Genomic DNA, 24,644 nt, shown 5'->3' with positions numbered 1-24,644 from the left:
GATGGCCGAAGTGACCGCCGAGGCGGCCGAGGCCGTCTGCACGACGGCGTCCGCCGCGCCGCGGATGCGTTCCGCGGCGCGGCGGGCGCGTCGGATTCGCGCGGGCCTGGCCCGGGCGCGCGGGTTGTGGCGCGACTTCACGGGCGAATCGGCCTACGACCGCTACGTCGAACGGCATCGGCGCGAGCACCCCGACCACGCGCCGATGAGTGCGCGCCAGTGGTGGCGGGCCCGGGCCGACTTCGACGAGAGCAACGTCTCCGCCGGCTGCTGCTGACCTGCCGCGCTCAGGCATCGCTCCCGAGCACGCTCGGGTCCTGGATGACGGCGCTGCGCACTCGCAGCTCGGGGGTGATGACCCGACTGCCGGCTGCCTGCGCGACGACCCGGCCGTCCTTGACCAGCAGGTCGAGAACGGCCTGCGCGACGAGGTCGATGCGTTGATCCACGCTGGATAGGCCGACGGCACGCGCCACGGGGGTGTTGTCGAAGCCGATCACGCGCACTTTCGGCCCGACGGCGAGGAGCGCCCCGAAGGCCAACGAATCCGAGGCGCAGACCAGTCCATCGATGTCGGTATGGCGTGTAAGTAGTTGCGTCGCGGCACGCATGGCATCCGCGACGTTGTCGGGGCAGGTGGTCACGAGCTCGTCGGCGTCGCTGGCGTTCATCAACCCGCCCTCCAGGACGGCGTCGCGCCACCCGGCGCATCGAGACACGCCCTGACCCGCCGAGTCCGGCCAGCCGAGAAAACCAATCCTCGTCGCACCGGTGTCGATGAGGTATTCGGCGGCGGCGCGAGTACCGGCAGCGCCGTCCACGTCGACCCACGGGTGCTCGGCCGCCTCCTCTTCACCCCACGGCCTGCCGAAGGACACACATGGCACGCCCCTGTCGCGCAGCCAGGCGGGGCGCGGATCACCCGCCTGCGTGTCGGTGAGGATGACACCGTCGATGTCCCCGGAGGCGACCAGCTCGCGCAGTCTGGTGATCTCGTCGTCGCGATCGGCGGCGGTGTACAGCAGGATGCGTAGCCCCAGTTGGGCGGCGCGCATCGTGATCTCGTGGAGGAAGACATCGAGGATGGCGCCGGATATCCCCGCCGGCAGGGGGGCGAGGCGCAGCCCAATGGTGTCGGAGCGACGAGTGCGCAGACGGCGGGCGGCGGCATCGGCGCGGTAGCCGAGCTCGTCGACCGCGGCATGCACCTTGCGGGCGGTGGCCGGACGGACGCGCTCGGGATTGTTCAGGACGTTGGACACGGTCTGCGGTGAGACGCCGGCGCGGCGCGCCACCTCCTGAATGGTCACGGCCCTGGCCGCCATGCCTCTCCACCCCCATGATGTTGCGGGCGTCTCGCCCCGCCACAGCTTACTTCATACCGGAGAACAAGTCCTGTCTTATAACGATCAAATGTAGTGCTACCAAGGACTTGATCGTTAAAATAATCTTGCTTATGCTGGCGACGTTCGCGTCAGCGCCGATGAAGTCGAGGACCGTCATGACCCAGCTCCAACCTCTCCTCCATGAGCAGGTCGTGATCGTCAACGCCCCGGCACAGGCGATCGCCGCGCCCGACGGTTCCATGGGCGATGCGCCCGTACAGGGGGTCTACCAGTCGGATGTGCGCGCACTGCGCCTGCGCGCGCTGTCCGTAACGGGCTCCGCGCTGGAACACCTGAGCGTCGAGCGGTGCGGAGCCGCGGCCTCACGCCATCGCGCCCTCGCCCGCGGCCTCGACCGCGGCGGGGCCGATCCCCGCAGCATCATCACCACCGATCGCACGCTCGTCCCCGCCGACGACGGCACCGTCCTCACCGAGACACTGACTGTGCGGATCGCCCAGGACCGACCCGTGTCCACGACCCTCACTCTCGAGCTGGCCACCGACCTGTCCCCCCTCGCCATGATCAAGGGCGGTGAGCGTCTGAGCGACCTTCCCTGGACCGTCGCCGCCGGGGACACCGCCTCGGTCCGCCGCGGCCAGGTGCGCGCCGTCGTCAACGCCCCCGAGGCACGTCTGGAAACCGTAGGCACGCGCCTGCGTCTGCACTGGGACGTCTCGGTCGCCGCCGATATCCCCTTCACCGCGTCCTGGTCCCTGACCGCATCCGACGACGACGCCGTCGTCCAGCCCGCCCCCGCCCTGCCGGCCCGCAAGCGCCGTGGAACACCCGATGCGCGTGCAGCCGCCTGGCTGGAGGTCGCCCTGGATGACCTGGACCACCTGCTGCTGGCCCGTCGCGCCACACCGACCCAGCCCTTCGCCGCCGCGGGCGCACCCTGGTTCCTGACCCTGTTCGGCCGGGACTCGCTGTGGACCTCACGCTTGCTGCTGGAAGCCGCCGACCCCTGGTCCCTGGCCCTGGCGGAGGGCACGCTGCGCACCCTCGCCGACCTGCAGGGGCGCAGGTACGACGTCGACACCGCCGAACAGCCCGGGAAGATCATGCATGAGCTGCGCCGGGAGGCGAACGCGGTCGATGCCGACACGGTCCTGCCGCCGCTCTACTACGGGACGATCGACGCCACCGAGCTGTGGATCCTCACGCTGACCGACGCCCGCCGCGCGGGTTTGGCCGAGCCCGTCGTGCGCGAACTACTGGACCCCCTGCGCCGGGCACTGTCCTGGTTGACCACCTGCGCCGACACCGACGGCGACGGCTTCATCGAGTATGTGGACGGCACCGGAAGGGGCCTGGCCAACCAGGGTTGGAAGGACTCCGGCGACTCCATTCAGTTCGCCGACGGCCGCATCGCGCAGGGGCCGATCGCGCTCGTGGAGGTGCAGGCCTACGCCCATGCCGCGGCGCTGGCCGGGGCGGAGCTGCTGCGTGACTTCGGCAACGGCGACGACGCGGTCCTGGCGGCGACGGCAACCACCTGGGCCGCCGCGCTGCGGGAGCGCTTCGCGGAGGCCTTCTGGCGCGGGGACACCGCCGACGGCTACCCCGTCATCGCCCTGGATGCACGCAAGCAGCAGGTCGACTCTCTCGCAAGCAACATCGGCCACCTGTTGGGAACCGGCATCCTGGACCGGGCACAGTCGCGTCGGGTGGCCGAGCTGCTGGTCTCCCCGGGACTCAACTCCGGCTATGGCGTGCGCACCCTGGCCTCCACCATGGCCGGCTACTGGCCGTTGAGCTACCACGGCGGATCGGTGTGGACCCATGACACCGCCATCGCCATCGACGGCCTGCTGCGCGACGGCTTCACCTCCCAGGCGCGCACGCTCGCCGAGGCCCTACTGACGGCGGCGCCCTGCTTCGGGTTCCGCATGCCCGAGCTGTTCTCCGGGACGCCGGCCGACGACGGCGCCCCGGTCCCCTACCCGGCCTCCTGTCGGCCACAGGCGTGGGCGGCGGCCGCCGGCGCCGTGGTCGCCCGCGCACTCTGAGTCCACCGCCCCATACCTACCAAGCCCACATCAACCCACCATCCCCCGCCCGGGACACCTCAAAGGAGAGAACATGAAGATCACTCGCCGTACCTTCGGCACCTACACCATCGCCGCCGCAATCACCGCAGCGCTGGCAGCCTGCGGATCCAACTCGATGGACGACTCCGGGAACGCCGCCGCCTCCGGATCCGGAGGCGGCCTCACGCTCCTGATCGCCTCGTCCGGCGACGCCGAAACCGCGGCCTACACGACCGCCGTCGAGGCCTTCACCGCCGATACCGGCATCGCGGTGGAGCTGCAACTCGCGACCGACCTCCAGCAGGAACTCGCCCAGGGATTCGCCGCAGACTCCCCCGCGGACGTCTTCTACCTGGCCCCCGACTATCTCGCCTCCTACGCGGACAACGGATCGCTCTACGCCTACGGCGACCAGCTGAGCAATGTCGACGACTTCTATCCGTCTTTGGTCTCCAGCCTCACTCGCGACGGCGTTCTGTACGGCGCCCCGAAGGACTTCTCAACGCTGGCCCTGTTCATCAATACGGCCATGTGGCAGGCCGCCGGGCTTACCGAGGCCGACTACCCGACCGACTGGGACTCCCTGGAGTCGGTCGCGGCGAAGCTCGCCGCCTCCGGCACCACGCCGCTGACATGCAGTCCCGAATACGCCCGCGTCGGGGCCTTCATGGCGCAGGCAGGGGGCGGACTGACCAACGCGGACGGCACCGAGGCCACCGCGGACTCCGAAGGCTCGATCACGGGCCTGACCAAGGTGAAGACCCTGCTCGAATCCGGCGCGCTCGTGTTCTCCTCCGATCTCGGTGCCGGTTGGGGCGGGGAGGCCTTCGGTTCCGGTCTTGCAGCCATGGCGATTGAGGGAAACTGGCTGGTCGGCTCCCTGTCCGCCGACTACCCCGACATCGAGTATGTAGCCGTCGAGCTTCCCGCGGGCCCCGCCGGGAAGGGCACCATGCAGTTCACCAACGGCTACGGCATCGCCGAGGCGTCGGTGCACAAGGAGGACGCCGTCAAGTTGGTGGAGTACCTGACCTCCACGGAGCAGCAACTCGCCTTCGCCCAGGCCTTCGGCGTCATGCCCTCGGTCTCCTCCGCCCGCGAGCAGTGGGAGGCGGAGAACCCGACCATGACCGCCTTCATCGCCGGCGCCGACTACGCCATCAACGTGCCCACCGCCGCCGGGGCGGCCGACGTCGTCGCCGACTTCAACTCCCAGATCGCAACCCTGTCCAGCGCGGACCCGAAGACGATCCTGGAGTCCGTCCAGACCAATCTTGAGGCCGTGATCGCGTGAGCTCCCGCCGATCCCGCTCCAGGGCGGACAGTACTGGCACACGGCGTCGCCACGGGGGAGGCGGCCTGGTCGGTTGGCTGTTCGTTGCGCCGGCCGTGATCGTCCTGGCGGTGTTTCTGCTACTCCCGGTACTCATGGCGGCGTGGGTCAGCGTCTCCGACTGGAGCGGGGTCGGCAGCCCGCTGTCCGGCTCCGTGCACTTCGTCGGCGCCGCTAATTACGCCGAACTCGTCGACGGCGGACTGGCTACCCGCGACTTCGGTATCGCCCTGCGCAACAACCTGTGGTACGTGCTGCTGGTGGTGCCGACACAGACATTTCTGTCCCTGTTCCTCGCCGTGCTCGTCAACCAGCGGATCATGGCCCGCGGCGTATTCCGCACCGCCTTCTACTTCCCCTCGGTGACGAGTTCGGTGGCCATCACGGTGCTGTGGCTCTTCCTGTTCTCAGCCTCCGGCGCCGTCAACAAGATTCTGTCCCATCTGGGCATCACCGGTCCCAACTGGTTCCACGATCCCACCGGCGTCGTCGCCGCCCTCCTCGGACTGCTCGGCATCGACGGGTCGCGGACGCTGACCGGCAGGTTCCTCGGCGTCACGGCGTGGGAGTGGCTGTCCGGCCCGTCCTTCGCAATGACCGCCTTCATCGTCATGGCGGTTTTCACGACGTCGGGCACCTTCATGCTCATCTTTCTGTCCGCCCTCCAATCGCTGAGCCCGTCGGTGGACGAGGCCGCCATGATCGACGGCGCCGGTACGTGGACGCGCTTCTGGAGGGTGACGGTCCCCCAGCTCAAGCCGACCTTCTTCACGGTCATCACGCTCGGCCTAATCGGCTGCTGGCAGGTCTTCGACCAGATCTACACGGGCACGCAGGGCGACCCCGGCAAGACCACGCTGACGCCCGCGTACCTGTCCTACCAGGCCGCCTTCTCCAACCAGAAGTGGGGCCGCGGCTCCGCCATAGCCTTCGTGCTGTTCGCGATCATCATCGCGCTGACGCTGCTACAGCGCTGGGTGCTGCGCGACAAGGATGACGTGCGGGCGAGGCGGGCCGAGCGGCGTCGGTGGCGACAGTCCCGACGGCGACAGCGAAGCTCCGCGCAGGCGGTCACCGCCGAGGGCATCATGGAGGGGGCGGGCCGATGAAAACCAGCGGGTCATTCGGGCGTCATATGGACCGCGTCCGTGGCCGTGCCACCCGATGGCGTTCTCGGCTGCGTGCGGGCAGGGCGGCGCTGTACCTGGTCCTCGTGGTTCTGGCGCTGGCCTACGTCTTCCCATTCCTGATCAACGTCGCGACCTCCTTCAAGACGGAGTCGGAGGCGACTTCCGACCCCCTGGGCCTGGTTCCGCGCACGTTCTCCACCGCCGCCTACGTGAAGCTGTTCGGGGCATCCGACTTCCCCCTGTGGATGCGCAATTCGCTCATCGTCACGCTGGTGGTGACCGCGGGGCGTGTGCTGTTCGACTCCATGGCCGGATATGCGCTCGCCCGCATCCCGTTCAAAGGCCGTGGAATCGTCTATGCGCTGCTGGTGGCGATCATGTCCGTGCCGGGTGTGGTATTGCTGATTCCGAAGTTCCTCGTCATCAATCAGCTGTCGATGTACGACTCCTGGTCGGGGCTGATCGTTCCCCTGCTTTGTGACGCCGCGGGGGTGTTCATCATGAAGGGCTTCTTCGAGTCGATTCCCGCCTCGGTGGAGGAGCAGGCCCGCGTGGACGGGGCGGGCACCTGGAGGATCTTCTTCTCGATCGTGCTGCCCATGAGCGTGCCCAGCCTTGTCACCATCACCATTCTGTCCTTCCAGGGATCGTGGAACGAGCTGAGCCATTTCATCGTGGCGTCGCGTTCTTCCGGACTGGTCACCCTGACCAAGGGCGTGGCGCAGCTGAGCGCCGGCAGCCTGGGGCAGGGCAATCAGTACCCGCTGAAATTAGGCGCCGCCCTAATTATGACGGTGCCGGTAGCGGTACTATTCTTCGTGTTCCAGCGCCGGATCATGGACACGACCTCGGGCGCGGTCAAGGAATGAATGTCCTGGGGCCGGAGGCCGCCTTACGGGATTCGGGTGCATTTTGTTACGCCGGTTTGCGGTCTGCTGCGCCGCTCAGTCGTCTGCTGTATGCCTCGGAGGCCTTCAGCGGCGCGTTAACTGGCGTTGTTAACGGCGAAGTGGCGTGGTAGACGCCCGGCGGGGTGATGGGTGCTCGCGGTCGCCTGCTGCGGTAGCGTCGGTGCTGCGGGGACGCCTGGAGGTGGCGAGAGCGGCGGTGGCGGGTGTGGTGTGTGGAGTTGTTGAGGTGTGTGGGGCTGGTGTGGCGCTCGCCGGATGGTCACAATTCGGTCTACGGTACAAAGATTGGTGCGTTTTGACCCCGACTTTTCCGCATGACTTCGTTGAAAGTTGGTGGCTGGAGGGGCTTGGAGGGGTGTCGGTGGCGCTTGGCGTGTTTTCAACGAAAGGTGGTAGTTTTGGCCTGGTGCCAGTCGGTCCCGTGGGGTGCTTGCGGGGTCGGTGGCGATCTCACCTCTGGAAGTGGCGGTATGACGCGGTTTCCAGGGGTAGGGGTCAGGAAGCACCTCGCACCTCAAGGTGCATTAAGACCTAGTATCCGTTGCTGGTAGGGGTATGGGTGCATACCGTCAGGAAGCACCTCGCACCTCAAGGTGCATTAAGACAGAATCTGCAACGATGCCTCGAGGTCAGTCCATTCGGGTCAGGAAGCACCTCGCACCTCAAGGTGCATTAAGACCAGGTTGTGGTTTTCGTCGAAGTGGACGTAGCCGCGTCAGGAAGCACCTCGCACCTCAAGGTGCATTAAGACGACCTGCACGGTTGGGTCAGGGGTAATGGTGACGGCGTCAGGAAGCACCTCGCACCTTCAGGTGCATTAAGACCGGGGCAGCGGACCCCACGGGTTCGTGGGGTCGGGGGTCAGGAAGCACCTCGCACCTTCAGGTGCATTAAGACCCCCAGTCGGGGCCTTCAAACTCGCCCAGCTCGCGCGTCAGGAAGCACCTCGCACCCAAAGGTGCATTAAGACTTTGTCAGGCATGGTCTCGGCATCGAGGTTGTAGGGCGCTTCGCGTTTGAGGGTGTGGATGAAGCCGGGAGTCGGCTCGCCCGCGTGCTTAGCGCTGACGTCGTCTACTACGCCGGTTAGGTGTTTGCTGAAGGGTTCTGGGCTCTTCAGCGGAGGTCAAACTGGCGTAGTAGAGGCCTAAGGGGCGTACCCAATGATCGGACTCTGGCCTCAATCCCACTCGCTCTACGTCCGCGACGCCGCCCCACCTCAGATGCTCGCACCGCCAACCTCCATGCCCCCACAAAGAGGCGGTTCATCGTCGGGCATACGGGCTCTTCGTGTTCGGGGGTGTGGTGGGCTGGGGCTGGTGGTTCGCCGGGTGGTGGTGAGCACGCGTACCCCGGCTGCGCGGTACGCGGTGCGATTGACGGGAGTTGGGCCGGGGTGTCCGCTGAACCACGGCGGGCCAGGCACGATAGCTCCTGCGTTCGGGTCAACGTTCGCGTGTCCAGCCTGACGGTTCGTGCGTTGCGGTCGACGATTCAGCACATCCGACGACGATTCGTGGGTGTTATGTCTCAGGACATCGGTGACAGTTCGGGGGTTGTTGGGGGTGACAGTTCTGGTGTGCTTTTGGGCGCATGAGCTCAGTCAGGAAGTCCAACAGTAGTGGTGTTGATCCGCGTGTGCGTCTGGCGATCGTCCGGTGGCCTGATGACGCCCCGTACGGGGGGCGGTGGCCGCCTCTTGCGACCAGCGCGCCATCGGCTGGTGGCTCCTGGCGCCTGGCCGGGTCGGCGTGCTACGACCGTAAAGCGGGACCTCACCCGACGACGAAGCCCTGGATCGCCGACGCTGTTGGAGAGGCCCCCGGGCTGTCCCCGGCCGAATCTAGCCGTGGGTTACAGCGGCCGCCACCACGACCCCCAGCCCACGCTCCAACCGCGCCGGCCCCGCGAACCACCACAACTGTCACCGATGTCCTGACACACCAAGTGTCACCGATGTCCTGACACACCAAGTGTCACCGATGTCCTGACACACCAAGTGCCACCGATGTCCTGACACAAAACTGTCACCGATGTCCTGAGACATCACACACGACGGTTCGTGGGGTAGACGCACGAACCGTCGTCGTTCATGCCGAACCGTTGCTGCTACCTGACGAACCGTCACCGGAACACACGAACCGTCCGTACCCACAACAGCGCCGACGACGTCCTGATCCGCCCGAACACGACCTCATACGCCCGACGACGACCTCCCAAACACAACCTCATCAGCCCGCACACGTCCTCGCTTACCCGAGAACGACCTCGCCATCCCGACGTCGACCTCCCGCACCCAAACACGACCACCACACCGCGACCGCCGGCCCGAACCACCACCCCCACAAACGCGGAGAGCCTGGGATGTCCGGATCCGGGACAAACGCGCCGGCAGCTGCCGTGACAACATTGAAGATCGTTGAAATCATGCGGACTCTCAAGCGGACCACGTCGCTCCGAACGCCGTTTGTCCCGAATCCGGACACTTCAGCCGACTTCAGTGCGAAGCACCCGTACCTACGCACCGGGTCGCACCGCTCAGGCCCAGGCACGCACCAGACGCACGATGGCGTCCGCGACCTCCTGGTCCTTGCCCTGGTAGGTGTGGCCGGTGCCCTGGATCAGCACCAGTTCGTTCGCCTCCGGGTCGGCGGTGTGCTCGTTGATCGTCGCCAGGAACCCCGCCGGGTCGCCATAGGTGAACCGGTCATAGGTGCCGATGAGCATGGCGCCGGTGTGCCGCATGGCGGCAACCTGACTGAAGTCGGCGTCGGCCTCCACGTGCACGTTGTCCAGGATGTTGTCGTACAGCCACTGGCGGGCGGTCTCCGCGCGGCAGGGCACCCATCCCATCAAGGGGAACGGCAGCCGCTGCTCCCCCAGGCCGCGGTCGACGTAGTCGCGCACCACGGCCCGCTCCTGCGCCGTGACCTGGTTGGTCAGGTGGCGCAGGTTCGCGGGGCTGAGCAGGAGGAAGTGCTCCACCCGCTCATCGTGGTGGCGCGCCAGGTAGTAGATGACCTTGTTGGCGCCCAGGGAGTGCCCGGCCAGGACGATTCGCCGATAGCCGGCGGCCTCCGCGTAGTCCAGCCAAGCCCCCAGATCCTCGTCGCTGAAGGCGAAGTCCTCGTTCCACGAGCCGATGACCTCCTCCTGCCCCGTCACCGCGTTGGTGCCGGGGATCTCGTTTAAGGCGTCGTTCGTCTGCGCGTACACGAAGTCGATGCCGGCCAGGTTGAGCGTCCGCCCGAAGGTGATGTAGAAGGGGTTGGAGTAGAAGTTGCCGTGGATGCCGGTGATGGCGATCACCACCGTGTCCGCGGCCTGAGCCGGGAACAGTGCCCCGTCCAGCACGCTGCCCCGCCGGGTGGTCACCGTCAGGGCGCGCGGGCGGCGCAGCCCCGGCATCTCAGTAGTCCTCGCTGCGGTAGCGGGGGCTGAACTGCTTGGAGCGCGGATAGAAGTCGGTCCCCATCCGGGTACCCTCCAGCATGGCCTGCGTGTAGCGGTAGGTGTCGGCCTTGTCCCAGTCGAAGGTCGTCTCGATCTCGTCCTCGCGGCCGGTACGGATCAGCTCGATCAGGTGCGGGTTGAGCAGGACGCTCTTGCCGATGGCCAACAGCTCAGCCCAGCCGGTGTCCCAGGCGCGAATCATGTCGTCGGCCGTGTACAGGTTGCCGACGCCGATCAACGGCAGCCGCCCACCGATGCGCTCGTGCAGCAACTGCATGCGGGTCAGGGAGGTGTCCGCGCCCCGACGCGCCTTCTTGTAGAAGTCCCACAGGGACACGTGCAGGTACTGCAACGGCTTGTCCAGCAGGGCGTCGACCAGGGCGAAGGTGTCCGCCATGGTCAGGCCGCGCTCGCCGGGCTCCTCCGGGGAGAAGCGGTAACCCACGATGAAGTCGGGCCGGTCGTGCCGACGGCGCACGGCGTCGACGGCGTCCACGACCGCCAGCGGCAGCGCCATCCGCTTCTCGCGCGATCCGCCCCAGTCGTCGGTGCGCAGGTTGGTGTTGCCGGAGAAGAACTGCTGCACCAGCCAGCCGTTCGCGCCGTGAATCTCCACGCCGTCCAGGCCGGCCTCAAGGCTCAGCTCGGTGGCGCGGGCGTAGGCGTCTACCAGGCCGCGCACCTCGTCGTCGGTCATGGCCCGCGAGCCGGCGAAGGGAGCCGTTGTGGGGGAGACGACGTCGTGCCCCTGGGTCATCTCCCTGCGGGCGTGCAGCCCGGAATGGGCCAGCTGGACGACGGCGAGCGCCCCCTGGGCGTGAGCGATGTCCGCGTACTCCTTGAGCGTGGCCAGGTGCCGGGAGTCGAAGGCGTTGGGGGACTCGAAGCCGATGCCGCCCGGCGCCACATTCGTGAACGGCACGATGAACAGGGAGAAGCCCTCAAAGCGGTCGTTCCAGAAGCTGCGGGCGGCGTCGGTCAGCTCGCCGTCGGCGCCCGAGTCGTAGATCGTCAGCGGCGCCACGACGAGCCGATTCTTGAGCGTCACGCCGTTGTTGAGTTCCAGGGGTTCGAACAGCGGCGCGTACTTCGGGTTCATCTCACTCATCGTGGATGCCTCTCTATGGGATGGGTCCCGGCCGGCGCCGACCGGGCTTGCCTCCCACAACCCGTGGGACGCCGCGTCATATCCCGTCAGCGACCGTCTACCCGGTCACGTCGTCGTCACCGGTCGCCTCGCGACACTCGCGATCCGCGCCGCTGCGGGCCGCTACGATTCGCAGAGTGACCGACGCTACTAAGCCCGCCTCGACCACCCTTCCCTTCGACGACGGCGCCACCTCGGACGCCGCCCCCGACCGCGAAGAGCTCACCTGGGAGCTGTTCGGCCGCGCCGAACGCGAACTGTCCGCGCAGATCGTGGCCTCCGGCTGGGTGCCGGACCTGATCATCGCCATCGCCCGCGGCGGCCTGATCCCCGCCGGCGCCATCGGCTACGCGATCGGCATCAAGGCCATGGGCGCCATCAACGTGGAGTTCTACACCGGGGTGGGCCAGACGCTGGAGGAGCCGGTGGTACTGCCACCGCTCATGGACGCCTCGGACCTGCCGGGCAAGAAGGTGCTGGTGGTCGACGACGTGGCTGACTCCGGCAAGACACTGAAGATGGTCATGGAGCTGCTGCAGCACCGGGGTCTCGACCTGGGCGGTGAGACCGTGGCCGTGGACGCCCGCAGCGCGGTGATCTACCGCAAGCCGCGCAGCATCTTCGCGCCGGACTACTGCTGGCGGGTGACCGATAAGTGGATCAACTTCCCCTGGTCGGTCCTGCCGGTCATCACGCCCTCGTCGCTGGATCAGGAGGGCACCGACCAGCTGGACGAGCGTGTAGGGCGTTGAGGGCTCGCGATATGCGGTCCGGGTACCGCACGGCCCGCGTACTGGCCGCCGGTTATCTGCTCGTGGTCCTATTCGCGGTGCTGTGGCCATCGGGAGGGGACGTCGCCGCCGTCAAGGCCGGGTTGGGTCCCTGGTTTCTCACGCCGGCGGGGAAAGACATCGCTTTGAACCTCGCGATGCTGGTGCCGCTGACCTTCCTGGCTTGCCTGGGCTGGCCACGCGTGCCCTGGTGGACGTGGGTGCTCGCGGGCTGTGCCCTCAGCCTGGGCGCGGAACTGATGCAGTGGGCCCTGCCGGCGCTCGACCGTCGGCCATCACTGTTCAACGTCGTCCAGAACGGCGTCGGCGCCTGGTTGGGCGTTGCGCTGGCCGGGCTGCTGTCGCGCCGCCGCCGGGCTAGCGGAACAGATACCCGCCGTGTCTAGGGTCGGCCGCCGCGGGGGTAGGTCTGCCCTCGGTTGCCGGGCCGCTGGGTGGGCCTGATCGGTTCCGACGCCGGTGCGAGCGGTCTGCTCTCGGGCGTCGGGCCGCCGGGCCTCGTCTCGTACACGAGTTCCTCGCGAATACACGAGTTTTAGAGCTTTGCGGGCGCCGAACACGTGCAAACCTCTAAAACTCGTGTATCTGACGCGAAGGCGTGTTCATGTCGGCACCTTCGACCGGGATAGGCCGGGTCCGGCGAACACGAAACCGGCATCGGTCTCGCCGAACACGACAAAGGCCCGGGCTGGTGAACCAGCTCCGGGCCTTCCCTGGTGCGCGGGGGGGGACTCGAACCCCCATGATCGCAAGATCACACGGACCTGAACCGTGCGCGTCTACCAATTCCGCCACTCGCGCGTCGACGTGTGTTGATGCTAGCGGCTCGCAGGCGCCCGCGTCCAATCCAGACCGCCGCCGCCGACCGTGAAACCGCTCACCCACATGGCGGACCGCTTGCACGGCACACGGTCCGGCCGGGCGAGCAGCGCTCCCCACCCGCCCAGACTCCTCGAGCCAGGTTCCCGGTGACAGGGGGCGGCACCGAGTCCTCCCCGGCCGAGCCCCACACCTGCTCCGAGACACCAGCCCGGCCCCGCCCAGCCGCCACTCCGGGTAACGTCCCGATCGCAACACGGCCATCGCGCCCACCTTCCCGGTGTAAGCGCCTCACCCGTTACGATTGGGGCAGGTCACCCCTGGATTCCGTCCAGGCGTACACACGCCACGGGCAGTCCCAGTATCGTGGCCGAATCAGGCCGCGTGCCGGGCGCCCGCCCGCCTCGCGGACGGAAGCGGCGGCGCCGCAGCCGCTGTGAAACACACGGGGAGGTAGTCCATGGGTCTCCTGGACAAGTTCGAGAAGGGCGTCGGCAGCGTCGCCAATCGGGCCATGTCCCGGTTCTCCGATGACGTCGAGCCCATCGAGATCGCCTCGAAGCTGCGCGAGACGATGGACAAGCGCGCCGCCTCCTTCGCGCGCGACCGCTCCGTGGTGCCCAACGTCTTCCGCATCCACCTGGCCCCCAGCGACATCGAGCGCCTGAACACCTGGGGCATGGATGAGATGGTGCGGCAGATGGAGGAGACCGCCACCACCCACGCAGGCGAGCAGGGCTACTCCTTCGTCGGACCGGTTGACGTCTCCTTCATCCCCGACGTGGGCCTGACGCCCCCCAACATCGAGATCGACTCCTCCACCCGCCGTGGCGCCGCCGCACCCGCGGCCGCCGCCACCGCCTCCCCCACCCATCCCATCCTGGACATCGACGGGCAGCGCTACCTGCTCACCGGCCCGGTCACCGTGATCGGCCGCGGCAGCGAGGCGGACATCATCGTCGATGACTCCGGCGTCTCCCGCCGCCACCTGGAGATCCGCCTCACCCAGGGGCATGCGATCGCCACCGACCTCGGCTCCACCAACGGCACCTTCGTGGAGGGCCACCGGGTCGACGCCGCCACCCTCCTGGACGGCAACACGCTCACCATCGGCCGCACCCGGATCATGTTCTGGGACGGTACCCAAGGCACAGGAGCCAACGGGTGAGTGAGCTCGCGTTCACCATCGCCCGGCTGGGTTACCTAGTCCTGCTGTGGGTGTTCGTGTACTTCGTCGTACGCGTGCTGCGCCGCGACGTGGCCGACGTGTCTGCCACCCCGACCCGACGGCGAGGTCTGCGCCGGGACGCCGGCGCCGCGGCCGGCCGCAACCGCGGCCCCACCCGCCTGGTGATCACCGAGGGGCCCCTGGCGGGCTCCATGGTGCCCCTGACCCCCACCTCCATCACCATTGGACGCGACCAGAACTGCACGCTGGTGCTCAATGACTCCTACGCGTCCTCCCGACACGCCCGCGTATTCCCCAAGGACGGCGCCTGGTGGCTGGAGGACCTGTCCTCCACCAACGGCACCACGCTTGCGGGGCGGCCCGTGTACGGTGCCGTTGAACTGCCCGTCGGAGTGCCGGTGCGAATCGGCCAGACCACCTTGGAGCTGCGGCCATGACCATCTCCCTGCGCTATGCGGCCAGGAGTGACGTCGGGCTGGTCCGCGCCTCCAACCAGGACTCCGGCTACGCCGGCCCGCACCTGATGCTCCTGTGCGACGGCATGGGCGGCCCCGCCGGCGGAGACATCGCCTCCGCCGTCGCGGTGGAGCACCTGGTGCCGCTGGACGCCGACTCCCACCAGGCCGGCGAGTTGCTGGACCTGCTGCGAAGCGCCGTCCAGGAGGCGCACGCCGACCTGGTCTCGCTGTCCGCCGACAACCCCGACCTCGCGGGCCTGGGCACCACCTGCATCGCGATCATGCGCTCGGGCAACAAACTCGCCATGGTGCATGTGGGTGACTCGCGCGCCTACCTGCTGCGCGGCGGCGAACTCACCCAGGTCACCACCGACCACACCTTCGTGGAGTACCTGGTGGAAACCGGCCGTCTGACGCGCGAGCAGGCACGCCGACACCCGCAGCGCTCCGTGTTGCTGCGTGTGCTCGGCGACGCCGAGGGCGACGTCCAGCTGGACGAGTCCATCCGTGAGGCGGTGCCCGGCGACCGCTGGCTGCTGTGTTCCGACGGGCTGAGCGGTCCGGTCTCCGCCGACACCATCGGCGAGGTGCTGGCCACGGTCGATGACCCCGGCCAGGCGGGCGACCAGCTCATCGACCTGGCGCTGCGCGCCGGCGGTCCCGACAACGTCACCGTGGTGGTGTTCGACGTCGTCGAGAACGACCCCCAGCCGCAGACCGACACGCAGATCGTCGGCTCCGCAGCCAACCGCCGCGCCCGCCTGCGGCAGGCCGCCACGGGGGAGCAGCCCCCCGTCTCCGCGGATCCGCCGGACACGACCCCGGCGACGACGCCGGCCGCGAAGGCCGCCGCCCTGGTGGCGGGCCTGGACTCCGAACCGGCCCCCAGCGACACCACCGAGGAGGAGGCGATCGCCGCCCAGGCGCGAAGCCAGCTCGCCCGGCGCCGCAAACGTCGGCTGCGCTCGATCATCGCCACCCTGATCCTGGTGCTGGCCCTGCTCGGTGCGGGTGTCCTCGGCTACCAGTGGACCCAGTCCCAGTACTACGTGACCACGCTGAACGACCGCGTCGTCATCTATCAGGGCATCCCGCAGGAGATCGGTCCGATCTCCCTCAGCCACGTGGTCCAGACCTATGACGAGCCCACCGTTGATGCGCTGAATTCACAGATTCTGGCCACCCTTGAGCGGACCGTGCAGCAGCCCTCCCTGGACGCCGCCCGTCAGTACGTGCGCACCACGGTGATGGATAACCTGGTTCAGGAGCCGGCGGCCACCCCCACCCCAGTACCGACCGCGACCGCTACGCCGACGCCGACGGCCACCCAGGCCCCCACGTCCGCATCCAGCCGGGGCGCCGGCTCCTCCTCCACCCGCGCCCTGGGCCCCGCCGCGCCGGGGCAGCGGGAGTCGAGCACATGACCTCCCCCGCCCGTCCCGCATCGGTTCCGGCCTCGGCGTCGTCGCGCCACACGGGCCGCTGGGCCGAGGCCGGCCTGCTGCTGATCGCCCTGGTCATCGGCCTGACCGCCTTCATGCTGACGACCCTCAACCGCACCGGCGCATCCCCCGCCCAGTCGCTGCGGCTGGCGGCGGCCCTGACCGCGGTGTGCCTGGTGGTTCACCTGTGGGTGCGCCGCACCGCCCCGTGGGCGGACCCGGTACTCCTGCCGACGGCGGTCGCCCTCAACGGCATCGGCCTGGCCATGATCCACCGACTGGACCTGTCCTACGAGCGCACCGGGCAGGTTCACGACTACGGCACCAAGCAGGCGATATGGACCGCCCTGGGGGTGATCCTGTTCTGCCTGGTGCTGTTGATGCGCGACCACCGGTTGCTGCGCCGTTGGGACAGTTGGGCCATGTGGGGCGGCCTGGGCTTCCTGGTGCTGCCGTTCGTGCCCGGGCTGGGCACGGAGGTCAACGGCGCCCGCATCTGGATTCACCTGGGACCGATGTCCTTCCAGCCGGCGGAGCTGACCAAGGTGCTGCTGGCGATCTTCTTCGCCTCCTACCTGGTCTCCAACCGGGACAACCTGGCCCTGGCGGGTCGGCGGCTGCTGGGAATGAACCTGCCGCGCGCCCGGCACCTGGCGCCCCTGCTGGTGGTGTGGGGCGTAAGCATCCTGGTGCTGGTGCTGCAGCGGGACCTGGGCTCCTCGGTGCTGCTGTTCGGCCTGTTCGTGGTCACCCTGTACGTGGCCACCGACCGGCCCAGCTGGCTGGTGATCGGCGCCGCCCTGTTCCTGCCCGCCGCCTGGTTCGCCGCCACCCACCTGGCCCACGTGCAGCAGCGCATCACCGCCTGGCTGCACGCCATGGACCCGTCCGTCTACGAGATGCCGGGCGGTTCCTGGCAGCTGGTGACCGGCCTGTTCGGCATGGCCTACGGCGGGTTGATGGGCACCGGCTGGGGTGAGGGCTATCCGAACCTGACCACCTTCGCCAACTCCGACTTCATCGTCGCCTCCCTGGGTGAAGAACTGGGACTGACGGGCACACTCGCCATCCTCATGCTCTACCTGATCCTGGTGCAGCGGGGTCTGCGCACCGCCCTGGCCCTGCGGGACGGCTTCGGCAAGCTGCTGGCCACCGCCCTGTCCTTCACCATCGCCCTGCAGGTGTTCGTGGTGGTCGGCGGAGTCACCCGGCTGATCCCGCTGACCGGCCTGACCACCCCATTCCTCGCCTACGGCGGCTCCTCGCTGATCGCCAACTGGATCATTCTGGCGCTGCTGGTGCGCCTGTCCGACGCCGCCCGTCGCCCCGCCGCGGCCGCCCCCCGCATCATCGACACCGCCGACCTGCCCGCCTCCCTGCGCAAGCAGGTGCAGGACGCCGACGACGCGCCCACCCCGGCCCGACCCGAGGCGGCCCCCGAGCGGGCCGACGCCGAACCGCCCGCCTTTGCTCCCCACCGTCCCGCGGATGAGGAGGGTGACACATGAACCGGCAGATCCGCCAGGTCACCGTGCTGGTGCTGGTCATGGTGCTGGCCCTGGCAGCCTCCCTGACCAGCGTGCAGGGACTGAACCGGCCGGCCCTGTGGGAGTCCTCCTCCCAGCAGGGCACACTAACCACGGACTCGCGCAACGCCCGCATGGTCTACGCCCAGTTCGGCACCGACCGGGGCCAAATCCTGGCCGGCGACACCGTGATCGCCGACTCCGAACCCTCCGACGACGCCTACACCTACCAGCGCACGTACCCGGGCGGGCAGTTGTACGCCCCGCTGACCGGCTACTTCTCCACCTCCTTCTCCTCCATGACCGGGCTGGAGCTGACCGCGAACTCGGTGCTCAACGGGGAGGACCCCTCCCTGTTCTCCAGCCGCATCAAGTCCCTGGTGACCGGGGAGACCCAACAGGGCGGCGCCATCAAGCTGACCATCGACCCGCAAGTGCAGCAGGCCGCCTGGGATGCGCTGGGCGGCAGGCGGGGCGCCGTGGTGGCCCTGGACCCGTCCACCGGCGCGATCCTGGCCCTGGTCTCCTCCCCCTCCTACGATCCCAACCTGCTGGCCGCCCACGACTCCGACACCGTCCAGTCGGCCTGGGAGTCCCTGAACGATGACCCCGCCAAACCGTTGGTCAACCGGGCCATCGGTGGGGACCTGTACCCGCCGGGATCCACCTTCAAGATCCTGACCACCGCCGCCGCGCTGCGCACCGGGGAGGCGAGCGCGGATACGGAGATGGACGCGCCGGACACCCTCACCCTGCCGGGCACCAACCACGCCCTGTCCAACTACGCCGGCGAGTCCTGTGGCAACGGCACCGTCACCCTGGCCGAGGCATTCGCCCAGTCCTGCAACACTCCCTTCGCCCAGTTGGCCATGGATGTGGGCGACGACGAGCTCGCCACGGAGGCCGCCAACTGGGGCTTCGGCGAGGACCTGGACATACCGCTGACGGTCACCCCGTCCACCTACCCGGCCAACGACTCGCAGGCACAGACCGCCATGGCCGGCATCGGGCAGGCCTCCGTGCGGGTCACGCCGCTGATGATGGCGACGGTGGCCGCCACCATCGCCAACGGCGGCGACCAGATGACCCCCTACCTGATCGCTCAAACGCTCGACTCCGACCTGTCGGTCGTGTCTACCGCCACGCCGAAGGTGGCCCGCACACCGATCGACTCCTCCACGGCGCAGACCCTGTCGGAGCTGATGCAGCAGGCGGTCACCGACGGCACCGGCACCACCGCGCAGGTTGCCGGCGTGACGGTGGCCGGAAAGACCGGCACCGCCGAGACGGGATCGGCCGAGGGCGGCCCGGTCACCTGGTTCGTCGGCTTCGCCGGCACGGACATCGCCGATCCCACCGTCGCCGTCGCCGTCGTGCTCGACGGCGGTGAGCAGACCGCCACCACCGGCACCGGCGGTTCGGTCGCCGGCCCGATCGCCGCCTCCGTGATCGACGCGGCGGTGGACCAGTGAAACCCGAACCCGGCCTAGAGCTGCAGGGCCGCTACCAGTTGGTTGAGCGCATCGCCCTGGGCGGCATGGGCGAGGTGTGGCGCGCCACCGACCTGCGTTCCGGTCGGGCGGTGGCCGCGAAGATCCTGCGCCCGGAACTGGCCGGGGATGAGATCTTCCTGTCCCGCCTGCGCGCCGAGGCCGCCAACTCTCGCGGCCTACGCCACCCGAACCTGGCGGTGGTGCTGGACTCCGGGGAGCGGCACGGCTCCGGCTGGATCGTCATGGAGCTGGTGCAGGGACGCGCCCTGTCGGATATCCTGGCCGAACGGGGCGCCATGCCGCCGGAGGAAATCCTGCCGATCCTGGCGCAGGTCGCCCGCGCCCTGCAGGTGGTGCACGACTCCGGCGTGGTGCACCGCGACGTCAAGCCCTCCAACATCCTGATCAACCGGGAGGGACTGGCCAAGCTCACCGACTTCGGCATCTCCATGGGCGTCAATCAGCGCCCCATGACCGCCACCGGCATGGTCATGGGCACCGCCCAGTACCTGGCCCCAGAGCAGGCCATGGGCAACATGGCCACCCCCTCCGGGGACCTGTACGCGCTGGGGGTCATCGCCTACGAGGCCCTGGCCGGGCACCGCCCCTTCACCGGCTCCACGCAGGTGGACATAGCCTTCGCCCACGTCAACCAGCCGGTGCCGCCGCTGCCCGACCACCTGCCGGCAGAGGTGCGCGAGGTGGTGATGGAGCTGCTGGCCAAGAAGCCGGCAGACCGCCCCCGTTCGGCCCGCGAACTGGCCCGCCGCCTGGACCGGATCGTGATCAACCTTCCCGCGGAGTCCTGGGACCCGCGCGAGGCGCCCACCTGGACCGCGACCGGCCGCATCGCCGCCGCGGTTTCAGCGGTTGCGACGGACGTCGACTCCCGGGCGGTGGACGCCGCCGGGGCCACATCCGCGCAGCCGGCCGACGCGGCACCCGCCCGCACCGCGGCGCCGGCGGCTGCGACCGCCCTCGCCGCCTCCCCCCAGTCATCCACCCCCACCACCCGCACCATCCCGGCCGCAGACCGCACCCGCACCGCCGTCGCCAACGCCTCAAGCCCGGCGACGGCGTCGACCCGGCATGCCTCGGGCCGCGAGCGCTTCGGCCTGCCGGCCGGCACCATCCGCATCGTGGTCACCATCCTGATCCTGCTCATGCTGCTGGTGGCGGCAGGTACCCTTGCTTCAGCGCACTCGGGCGCCTCCCGTGATCATGCGGTCGTGTCCACCACCTCTTCAAAGGAGGCACTGTGACGATTCAGTCCCCTCAGCAGATGCTTGCCGGACGTTATGAGCTCCGCGAGCTCATCGGCCGCGGCGGCATGGCCGAGGTCCACCTCGGCTACGACACCCGCCTGAGCCGAATCGTCGCCATCAAGCTGCTGCGCTCGGACATCGCCGGTGACCCGACCTTCCAGGCGCGCTTCCGCCGGGAGGCGACGTCGGCGGCCGCGCTGAACCACCCGGCGATCGTGGCCGTGTACGACTCCGGTGAGGAGGAACTGACCCAGCCCGACGGCACCCGCCGCGCGGTCCCCTTCATCGTCATGGAGTACGTGGAGGGGCACACGGTGCGCGAACTGCTGGGCGAGGGCGAGGCCGTACCCATCTCCGAGGCCGTGGAGATCACCACCGGCGTGCTGGATGCCCTGGAGTACTCCCACCGGGCCGGCATCGTGCACCGCGACATCAAGCCCGGCAACATCATGCTGACCCAGGCCGGCGCCGTGAAGGTCATGGACTTCGGCATCGCCCGCGCAGTGGAGGACTCCGCCGCCACCGTCACCCAGACGCACGCCGTGGTCGGCACCGCCCAGTACCTGTCCCCCGAGCAGGCCCGCGGCGAGGTGGTTGACGCCCGCAGCGACCTGTACTCCACCGGCTGCCTGCTGTACGAGCTGCTGACCGGCCAGCCGCCGTTCACCGGCGACTCCGCGGTGGCGATCGCCTACCAGCACGTGCGGGAGATCCCCAAGCCGCCGTCGTCGATCGCGGCCGACATCCCCGAGTCCCTGGACCGGGTGGTGCTCAAGGCCCTGGCCAAGAATCGGGATGACCGCTACCAGGATGCCGCCCATATGCGGGCGGACCTGCTGGCGGCCGCGCGCGGCCTGGATGTGGCCGCACCCGCCACCGACTCCTGGGCGGCCACCACCGTGCTCCCGCAGGAGGCCGAGGCCGCCGCGGCCGCCCCCTCCCCGCAGGAGCAGACGCCCGCGGAGGAGGAGGAGCAGACGCGCCGTCGCTGGTGGGTGTGGGCGCTCGTGCTGGTGGCCCTGATCGCCCTGGGCACGCTGCTGGGCCTGTACGCCTCCGGGGTTCTGGGCCGCGGTCCCGAACCGACGCCGACGCCGTCCGCCACGGCCGTGGCCGTGCCGAGTGTGTCCGGCATGAGCGAGTCCGATGCCCAGTCGGCCATCGAGAACCTGGGCCTGGTTTACGAGAAGGGCGACGACGTCAACTCCGACACGATCGACGCGGGCCTGGCGGTCTCCAGCGACCCGGGCGAGGGCACCTCGGTGCTGCTGGGGTCGACGGTCACCGTGCACTTCTCCTCCGGCTCGGCCATGGTGAGCGTGCCCGACGTGTCCGGCCAATCCCAGGCCGACGCGCGCACGGCGATCACCAACGCGGGCCTGAGCGTGGGCGACGTGACCACCGAGGACTCCACCGAGGTCGCCTCCGGCGCGGTCATCCGCACCGACCCGGTGGCAGGCACCTCGGTTGAGCGCGGCTCGTCGGTATCCCTGGTGGTGTCCTCCGGTAAGACCACGGTGCCGAACGTTATCGGCATGACCCAGGACGAGGCGCAGTCCGCGATCACGGCGGCGGGACTGACCTACAACAGCTCCACGGTGGAGGGAACCACCGACGACGAGAGCAAGGACGATCAGTACATTGTCACCGCAGTGGACCCGAGCGAGGGCAACAGCGTGGACGCGAACAGCTCGGTGACACTCACCATTACTCACTACACGTACAAGGCTCCGGCCACGGCCACTCCCGAGCCGACTTCGGACACCGTGACACCGGCCGCCGAACCGACCACCAACGACACTGCCGGCGACAACGGCTAGAGCCCAGGCCCGAGCCGCCGGCGAGCGCGGTCGCCGTCGCAGCCGTAGACGTTCGGTTAGACGGTCGCCTCGCCGGACAGGTTCCAGACCTCGTTGGCCCAGGGGAAGACGACCTCGAACAGGAACAGCACCACGGCCGCCGCGAGGATGAGCGCCTCGAGGGCGCGCAGCCATGTCGGCCCGGGCAGGTGGCGCCAGATCCACCCGTACATCAGTTGACCCCCTCGTCGTTCAGCACTGAGGCCGGACGGCCCTCGGAGCGTTCCATCCAATACTCGAACTTGGCGTGGGTGACCCAGCGGTGGTCGTTGCCCCACTCGCCGACGGTCAGGGAGTGGCAGGTGGTCATGGTCAGCATGCGCTCGGTGGGAGCCTCGCCGGGCTGGCCGGGCACCGGCGCGATGACGTCCACGTCGGTCGGCTCGACGATCTCATGACTGGTGACCGTGTACACGTACCAGGTGTCCCTGGTGGCGACGATGATCTCGTCGCCCTCCTCCAGCAGGTCGATGCGACGGAACGAATTGCCGTTGGTGCGGCGGTGGCCGGCGATGGCGAAGTTGCCGACGGCGCCCAGCTGCTGGGTGTCGGGATAGTGACCGGCGGCGGCCTGGTCGAGCACGTCGGCGCCGATGCCCTCCAGGATCGGCATGTTGTTGTTCGTGATGCCGTACCACTTGGGGACAACCAGCATGCCGATCACCTCCCCGTAGCCGACGGGTGCCACCTCGGGTGGGTCGTCGTAGTGGCGGGTGCCCTCCACGTTCGGCGACTCGACCTGGGTCTGGGTGAAGTCGGCGGCGACGGCGTCGGCCTTCGCGGTGGCATCCAGGCCGGTCCACCACAGCTGCCACACCAGGAACAGCGCGACCACCAAACCGGCGGTGATCAGCAGTTCCCCGAGCCCGAGTAGGAGCGAGTTGACTACGCTCCGTCGCCGCCGGGCGTGCCGCCTGTGCCTCGCCGTCATGATGCTCCGTTACTTCCAGCGCAGCAGGCCGAGGAAGCCGACCAGCATGATGGCGAAGCCGAGGTACAGGTTGCCGTTCACCAGCCAGTCGCTGGCGTGGTTCTCCACGAAGTACGGCAGCGGATAGGCACCCTTGAACAGGTAGGTGATCACCACCCACAGCAGACCGACCACCAGGAACGTGACCATCATCGGCGCGTACCAGCGGGGCGAGCCCGTCTCCTTGACCTTCCGGGGCACGCGGGAGACCCGGTTGGCGGCGGCCCGGGACTCCTCCATGCGGGCCCGCTCCGCGGCGGCGCGCTTGGCCGGGTTGCCGGAACGCTCCGGGCGGGGGTGCTTGGCGTCGCCGGCCCTACCCCGCGGCTTGAGCTTCGACCCGGCCTTGGTTTTGGCCTTGACGTCGCCCTTGTCGGCGGCTTTCCCGGAGCCCTGGTCCGTCTGGTTCTGCGTCCGCGCCACGCGCATCTCCTCACTGGTCACCGGGCCACGACGGCGGCCCGCGACTTCAAGCTTGCTGGACCCTAGCCTAAGCGATTGCCGATCACACGCCGGCTGATCTGCGCGGCGGGTGGAACCGCGGCCGACTCAACGGGTCAGATCTGCACCCGGTCCGGGTGGGAGCCGGTACGCAGGCCACGGTCCAGGGCGTCGACGGCGGCCATCTGTGCGTCGGTGAGCTCAAAGCCGAATACGTCGGCGTTGGCGCGCATGCGCTCGGGATGCGTGGTCTTGGGGATGACCACCAGTCCGTGCTGCAGGTGCCAGCGGATGATGACCTGGGCGGGGGTGACGTCCATTTCGGCGGCGAGGCGCGCCAGCTCGGGGTCATCCAGTACCCGACCGCGGCCCAACGGTGACCAGGATTCGGTGATGATGCCGAGTTCGTCGTCGACGGCGCGCAACTCGGTCTGGTTCAGGTAGGGGTGCAGTTCGATCTGGTTGACGGCGGGAGTGACTCCGGTGGCGTCGATGATGGTGTGCAGGTGCTCGGGCTGGTAGTTGGATACGCCGATGGCGCGCACACGCCCGGAGTTGAGGATCTCAATCATGGTGCGCCAGGTGTCCACCAGGTCGATGCCGGGTGAGGCGGCCAGCGGCCAGTGCACCAGGAACAGGTCCAACACGTCCAGGCCCAGGTCCGCCATGGTGGCGTCAAAGCTGCGCAGGGCGTCGTCACGCCGGTGGTTGGGGTTGTTGAGCTTTGAGGTGATCCACAGCTGTTCGCGCGGAATGCCGGAGGCCGCCAGGGCCCGGCCGACGCCGGCCTCGTTGCCGTACATCTGGGCGGTGTCGATATGCCGGTAGCCGACCGCGAGGGCGGCGGTGACGGCACGCTCGGCGTCGGGACCGGTGACCTTGTAGGTGCCGAATCCGAGCTGCGGGATGGCGACGGGTTCGGTTCCAGACGTGCCCTGGCGGAGCGTCAGAGCCTTTGCGGGAAGGGCGGTGCTCATGCTGTCAGCCTAGCGACGCCGG

General features: G+C 68.7%; 21 protein-coding genes, 1 tRNA gene and 1 CRISPR repeat array. Of the genes, 14 read left to right on the top strand and 8 right to left on the bottom strand.

Features of this window, described 5'->3' with window-relative positions:
* Position 1 precedes the first annotated feature (1 nt).
* Entirely contained in the window at positions 2–277 is a 276-nt protein-coding gene (locus tag ACGLYG10_RS14440; RefSeq protein ID WP_083565966.1) for a YbdD/YjiX family protein, read from the top strand.
* Positions 278–287: 10 nt separating this feature from the next.
* Here the strand turns inward: ACGLYG10_RS14440 and ACGLYG10_RS14435 are convergent, their stop codons facing one another.
* Entirely contained in the window at positions 288–1,325 is a 1,038-nt protein-coding gene (locus ACGLYG10_RS14435) for a LacI family DNA-binding transcriptional regulator (RefSeq protein ID WP_073333510.1), read from the bottom strand.
* Between the two features lie 176 nt (positions 1,326–1,501).
* Here ACGLYG10_RS14435 and ACGLYG10_RS14430 point away from each other — a divergent pair, with 176 nt between their 5' ends.
* From ACGLYG10_RS14430 to ACGLYG10_RS14415, 4 genes are all read left to right on the top strand, one after another.
* A complete protein-coding gene (locus ACGLYG10_RS14430) occupies positions 1,502–3,397 on the top strand; it encodes a glycogen debranching N-terminal domain-containing protein (RefSeq protein ID WP_211483028.1) in 1,896 nt (631 codons plus the stop codon).
* Between the two features lie 73 nt (positions 3,398–3,470).
* Positions 3,471–4,712 (top strand): sugar ABC transporter substrate-binding protein, encoded by a 1,242-nt coding sequence (locus ACGLYG10_RS14425; RefSeq protein ID WP_073333505.1) that lies wholly within the window; start codon positions 3,471–3,473, stop codon positions 4,710–4,712.
* The gene (locus ACGLYG10_RS14420; RefSeq protein WP_073333502.1) at positions 4,709–5,860 is read left to right on the top strand and encodes a carbohydrate ABC transporter permease; all 1,152 of its coding nucleotides are present in this window, start codon (positions 4,709–4,711) and stop codon (positions 5,858–5,860) included. The genes ACGLYG10_RS14425 and ACGLYG10_RS14420 overlap by 4 nt, the downstream gene beginning before the upstream one ends.
* A complete protein-coding gene (locus tag ACGLYG10_RS14415) occupies positions 5,857–6,750 on the top strand; it encodes a carbohydrate ABC transporter permease (RefSeq protein ID WP_073333499.1) in 894 nt (297 codons plus the stop codon). The genes ACGLYG10_RS14420 and ACGLYG10_RS14415 overlap by 4 nt, the downstream gene beginning before the upstream one ends.
* Positions 6,751–7,286: 536 nt before the next feature.
* A CRISPR array of direct repeats spans positions 7,287–7,762; the repeat unit is 37 nt; unit sequence GTCAGGAAGCACCTCGCACCTCAAGGTGCATTAAGAC.
* 1,568 nt (positions 7,763–9,330) lie between these two features.
* Here the strand turns inward: ACGLYG10_RS14415 and ACGLYG10_RS14410 are convergent.
* Both ACGLYG10_RS14410 and ACGLYG10_RS14405 read right to left on the bottom strand, forming a co-directional pair.
* Positions 9,331–10,200 carry an alpha/beta hydrolase gene (locus ACGLYG10_RS14410; protein ID WP_073333497.1) on the bottom strand — a complete coding sequence of 290 codons (870 nt, stop codon included), beginning with the start codon at positions 10,198–10,200 and terminating at the stop codon, positions 9,331–9,333.
* Between the two features lies 1 nt (position 10,201).
* Entirely contained in the window at positions 10,202–11,353 is a 1,152-nt protein-coding gene (locus ACGLYG10_RS14405) for an NADH-dependent flavin oxidoreductase (protein WP_211483027.1), read from the bottom strand.
* A gap of 176 nt (positions 11,354–11,529) precedes the next feature.
* On the opposite strand from ACGLYG10_RS14405, the gene ACGLYG10_RS14400 reads away from it, so the two are divergent.
* On the top strand, positions 11,530–12,144 hold the full coding sequence (locus tag ACGLYG10_RS14400; protein WP_073333492.1) for a phosphoribosyltransferase: 615 nt from the start codon (positions 11,530–11,532) through the stop codon (positions 12,142–12,144).
* An 11-nt stretch (positions 12,145–12,155) separates the two neighbouring features.
* Complete coding sequence (locus tag ACGLYG10_RS14395; protein WP_073333489.1) at positions 12,156–12,569, top strand: VanZ family protein; 414 nt, start codon at positions 12,156–12,158, stop codon at positions 12,567–12,569.
* A gap of 328 nt (positions 12,570–12,897) precedes the next feature.
* On the opposite strand, the gene ACGLYG10_RS14390 is transcribed toward ACGLYG10_RS14395, so the two are convergent.
* A tRNA-Leu gene (locus ACGLYG10_RS14390) sits at positions 12,898–12,984 on the bottom strand.
* 478 nt (positions 12,985–13,462) lie between these two features.
* On the opposite strand from ACGLYG10_RS14390, the gene ACGLYG10_RS14385 reads away from it, so the two are divergent.
* From ACGLYG10_RS14385 to pknB, 7 genes are read left to right on the top strand one after another with little or no spacing between them, the layout of a single operon-like run.
* Positions 13,463–14,170 carry an FhaA domain-containing protein gene (locus tag ACGLYG10_RS14385; RefSeq protein ID WP_073333487.1) on the top strand — a complete coding sequence of 236 codons (708 nt, stop codon included), beginning with the start codon at positions 13,463–13,465 and terminating at the stop codon, positions 14,168–14,170.
* Positions 14,167–14,628 (top strand): FHA domain-containing protein FhaB/FipA, encoded by a 462-nt coding sequence (locus ACGLYG10_RS14380; RefSeq protein ID WP_073333484.1) that lies wholly within the window; start codon positions 14,167–14,169, stop codon positions 14,626–14,628. Before ACGLYG10_RS14385 ends, ACGLYG10_RS14380 begins: the two co-directional genes overlap by 4 nt.
* The gene (locus ACGLYG10_RS14375; protein ID WP_083565963.1) at positions 14,625–16,073 is read left to right on the top strand and encodes a PP2C family protein-serine/threonine phosphatase; all 1,449 of its coding nucleotides are present in this window, start codon (positions 14,625–14,627) and stop codon (positions 16,071–16,073) included. Before ACGLYG10_RS14380 ends, ACGLYG10_RS14375 begins: the two co-directional genes overlap by 4 nt.
* Positions 16,070–17,599 (top strand): FtsW/RodA/SpoVE family cell cycle protein, encoded by a 1,530-nt coding sequence (locus ACGLYG10_RS14370; RefSeq protein ID WP_073333482.1) that lies wholly within the window; start codon positions 16,070–16,072, stop codon positions 17,597–17,599. Before ACGLYG10_RS14375 ends, ACGLYG10_RS14370 begins: the two co-directional genes overlap by 4 nt.
* The gene (locus ACGLYG10_RS14365; protein ID WP_073333479.1) at positions 17,596–19,089 is read left to right on the top strand and encodes a peptidoglycan D,D-transpeptidase FtsI family protein; all 1,494 of its coding nucleotides are present in this window, start codon (positions 17,596–17,598) and stop codon (positions 19,087–19,089) included. The genes ACGLYG10_RS14370 and ACGLYG10_RS14365 overlap by 4 nt, the downstream gene beginning before the upstream one ends.
* The gene (locus ACGLYG10_RS14360; RefSeq protein WP_073333477.1) at positions 19,086–20,372 is read left to right on the top strand and encodes a serine/threonine-protein kinase; all 1,287 of its coding nucleotides are present in this window, start codon (positions 19,086–19,088) and stop codon (positions 20,370–20,372) included. Before ACGLYG10_RS14365 ends, ACGLYG10_RS14360 begins: the two co-directional genes overlap by 4 nt.
* Positions 20,369–22,195 carry a Stk1 family PASTA domain-containing Ser/Thr kinase gene (gene pknB / locus ACGLYG10_RS14355; protein WP_083565961.1) on the top strand — a complete coding sequence of 609 codons (1,827 nt, stop codon included), beginning with the start codon at positions 20,369–20,371 and terminating at the stop codon, positions 22,193–22,195. Before ACGLYG10_RS14360 ends, pknB begins: the two co-directional genes overlap by 4 nt.
* A gap of 56 nt (positions 22,196–22,251) precedes the next feature.
* On the opposite strand, the gene ACGLYG10_RS16270 is transcribed toward pknB, so the two are convergent.
* From ACGLYG10_RS16270 to ACGLYG10_RS14340, 4 genes are all read right to left on the bottom strand, one after another.
* Positions 22,252–22,407 (bottom strand): hypothetical protein, encoded by a 156-nt coding sequence (locus ACGLYG10_RS16270; protein ID WP_170866533.1) that lies wholly within the window; start codon positions 22,405–22,407, stop codon positions 22,252–22,254.
* Positions 22,407–23,165, bottom strand: a complete 759-nt coding sequence (locus ACGLYG10_RS14350) for a class E sortase (protein WP_073333474.1) — start codon at positions 23,163–23,165, stop codon at positions 22,407–22,409. The genes ACGLYG10_RS16270 and ACGLYG10_RS14350 overlap by 1 nt, the downstream gene beginning before the upstream one ends.
* Positions 23,166–23,174: 9 nt before the next feature.
* A complete protein-coding gene (locus ACGLYG10_RS15655) occupies positions 23,175–23,633 on the bottom strand; it encodes a cell division protein CrgA (RefSeq protein WP_083565959.1) in 459 nt (152 codons plus the stop codon).
* A 128-nt stretch (positions 23,634–23,761) separates the two neighbouring features.
* Complete coding sequence (locus tag ACGLYG10_RS14340; RefSeq protein WP_073333472.1) at positions 23,762–24,622, bottom strand: aldo/keto reductase; 861 nt, start codon at positions 24,620–24,622, stop codon at positions 23,762–23,764.
* Positions 24,623–24,644 lie beyond the last annotated feature (22 nt).

This window comes from Actinomyces glycerinitolerans (assembly GCF_900098745.1).
In the GTDB taxonomy this organism is placed as follows: Bacteria; Actinomycetota; Actinomycetes; order Actinomycetales; family Actinomycetaceae; genus Actinomyces; species Actinomyces glycerinitolerans.
This window is presented reverse-complemented; position numbering and strand designations above follow the sequence as displayed.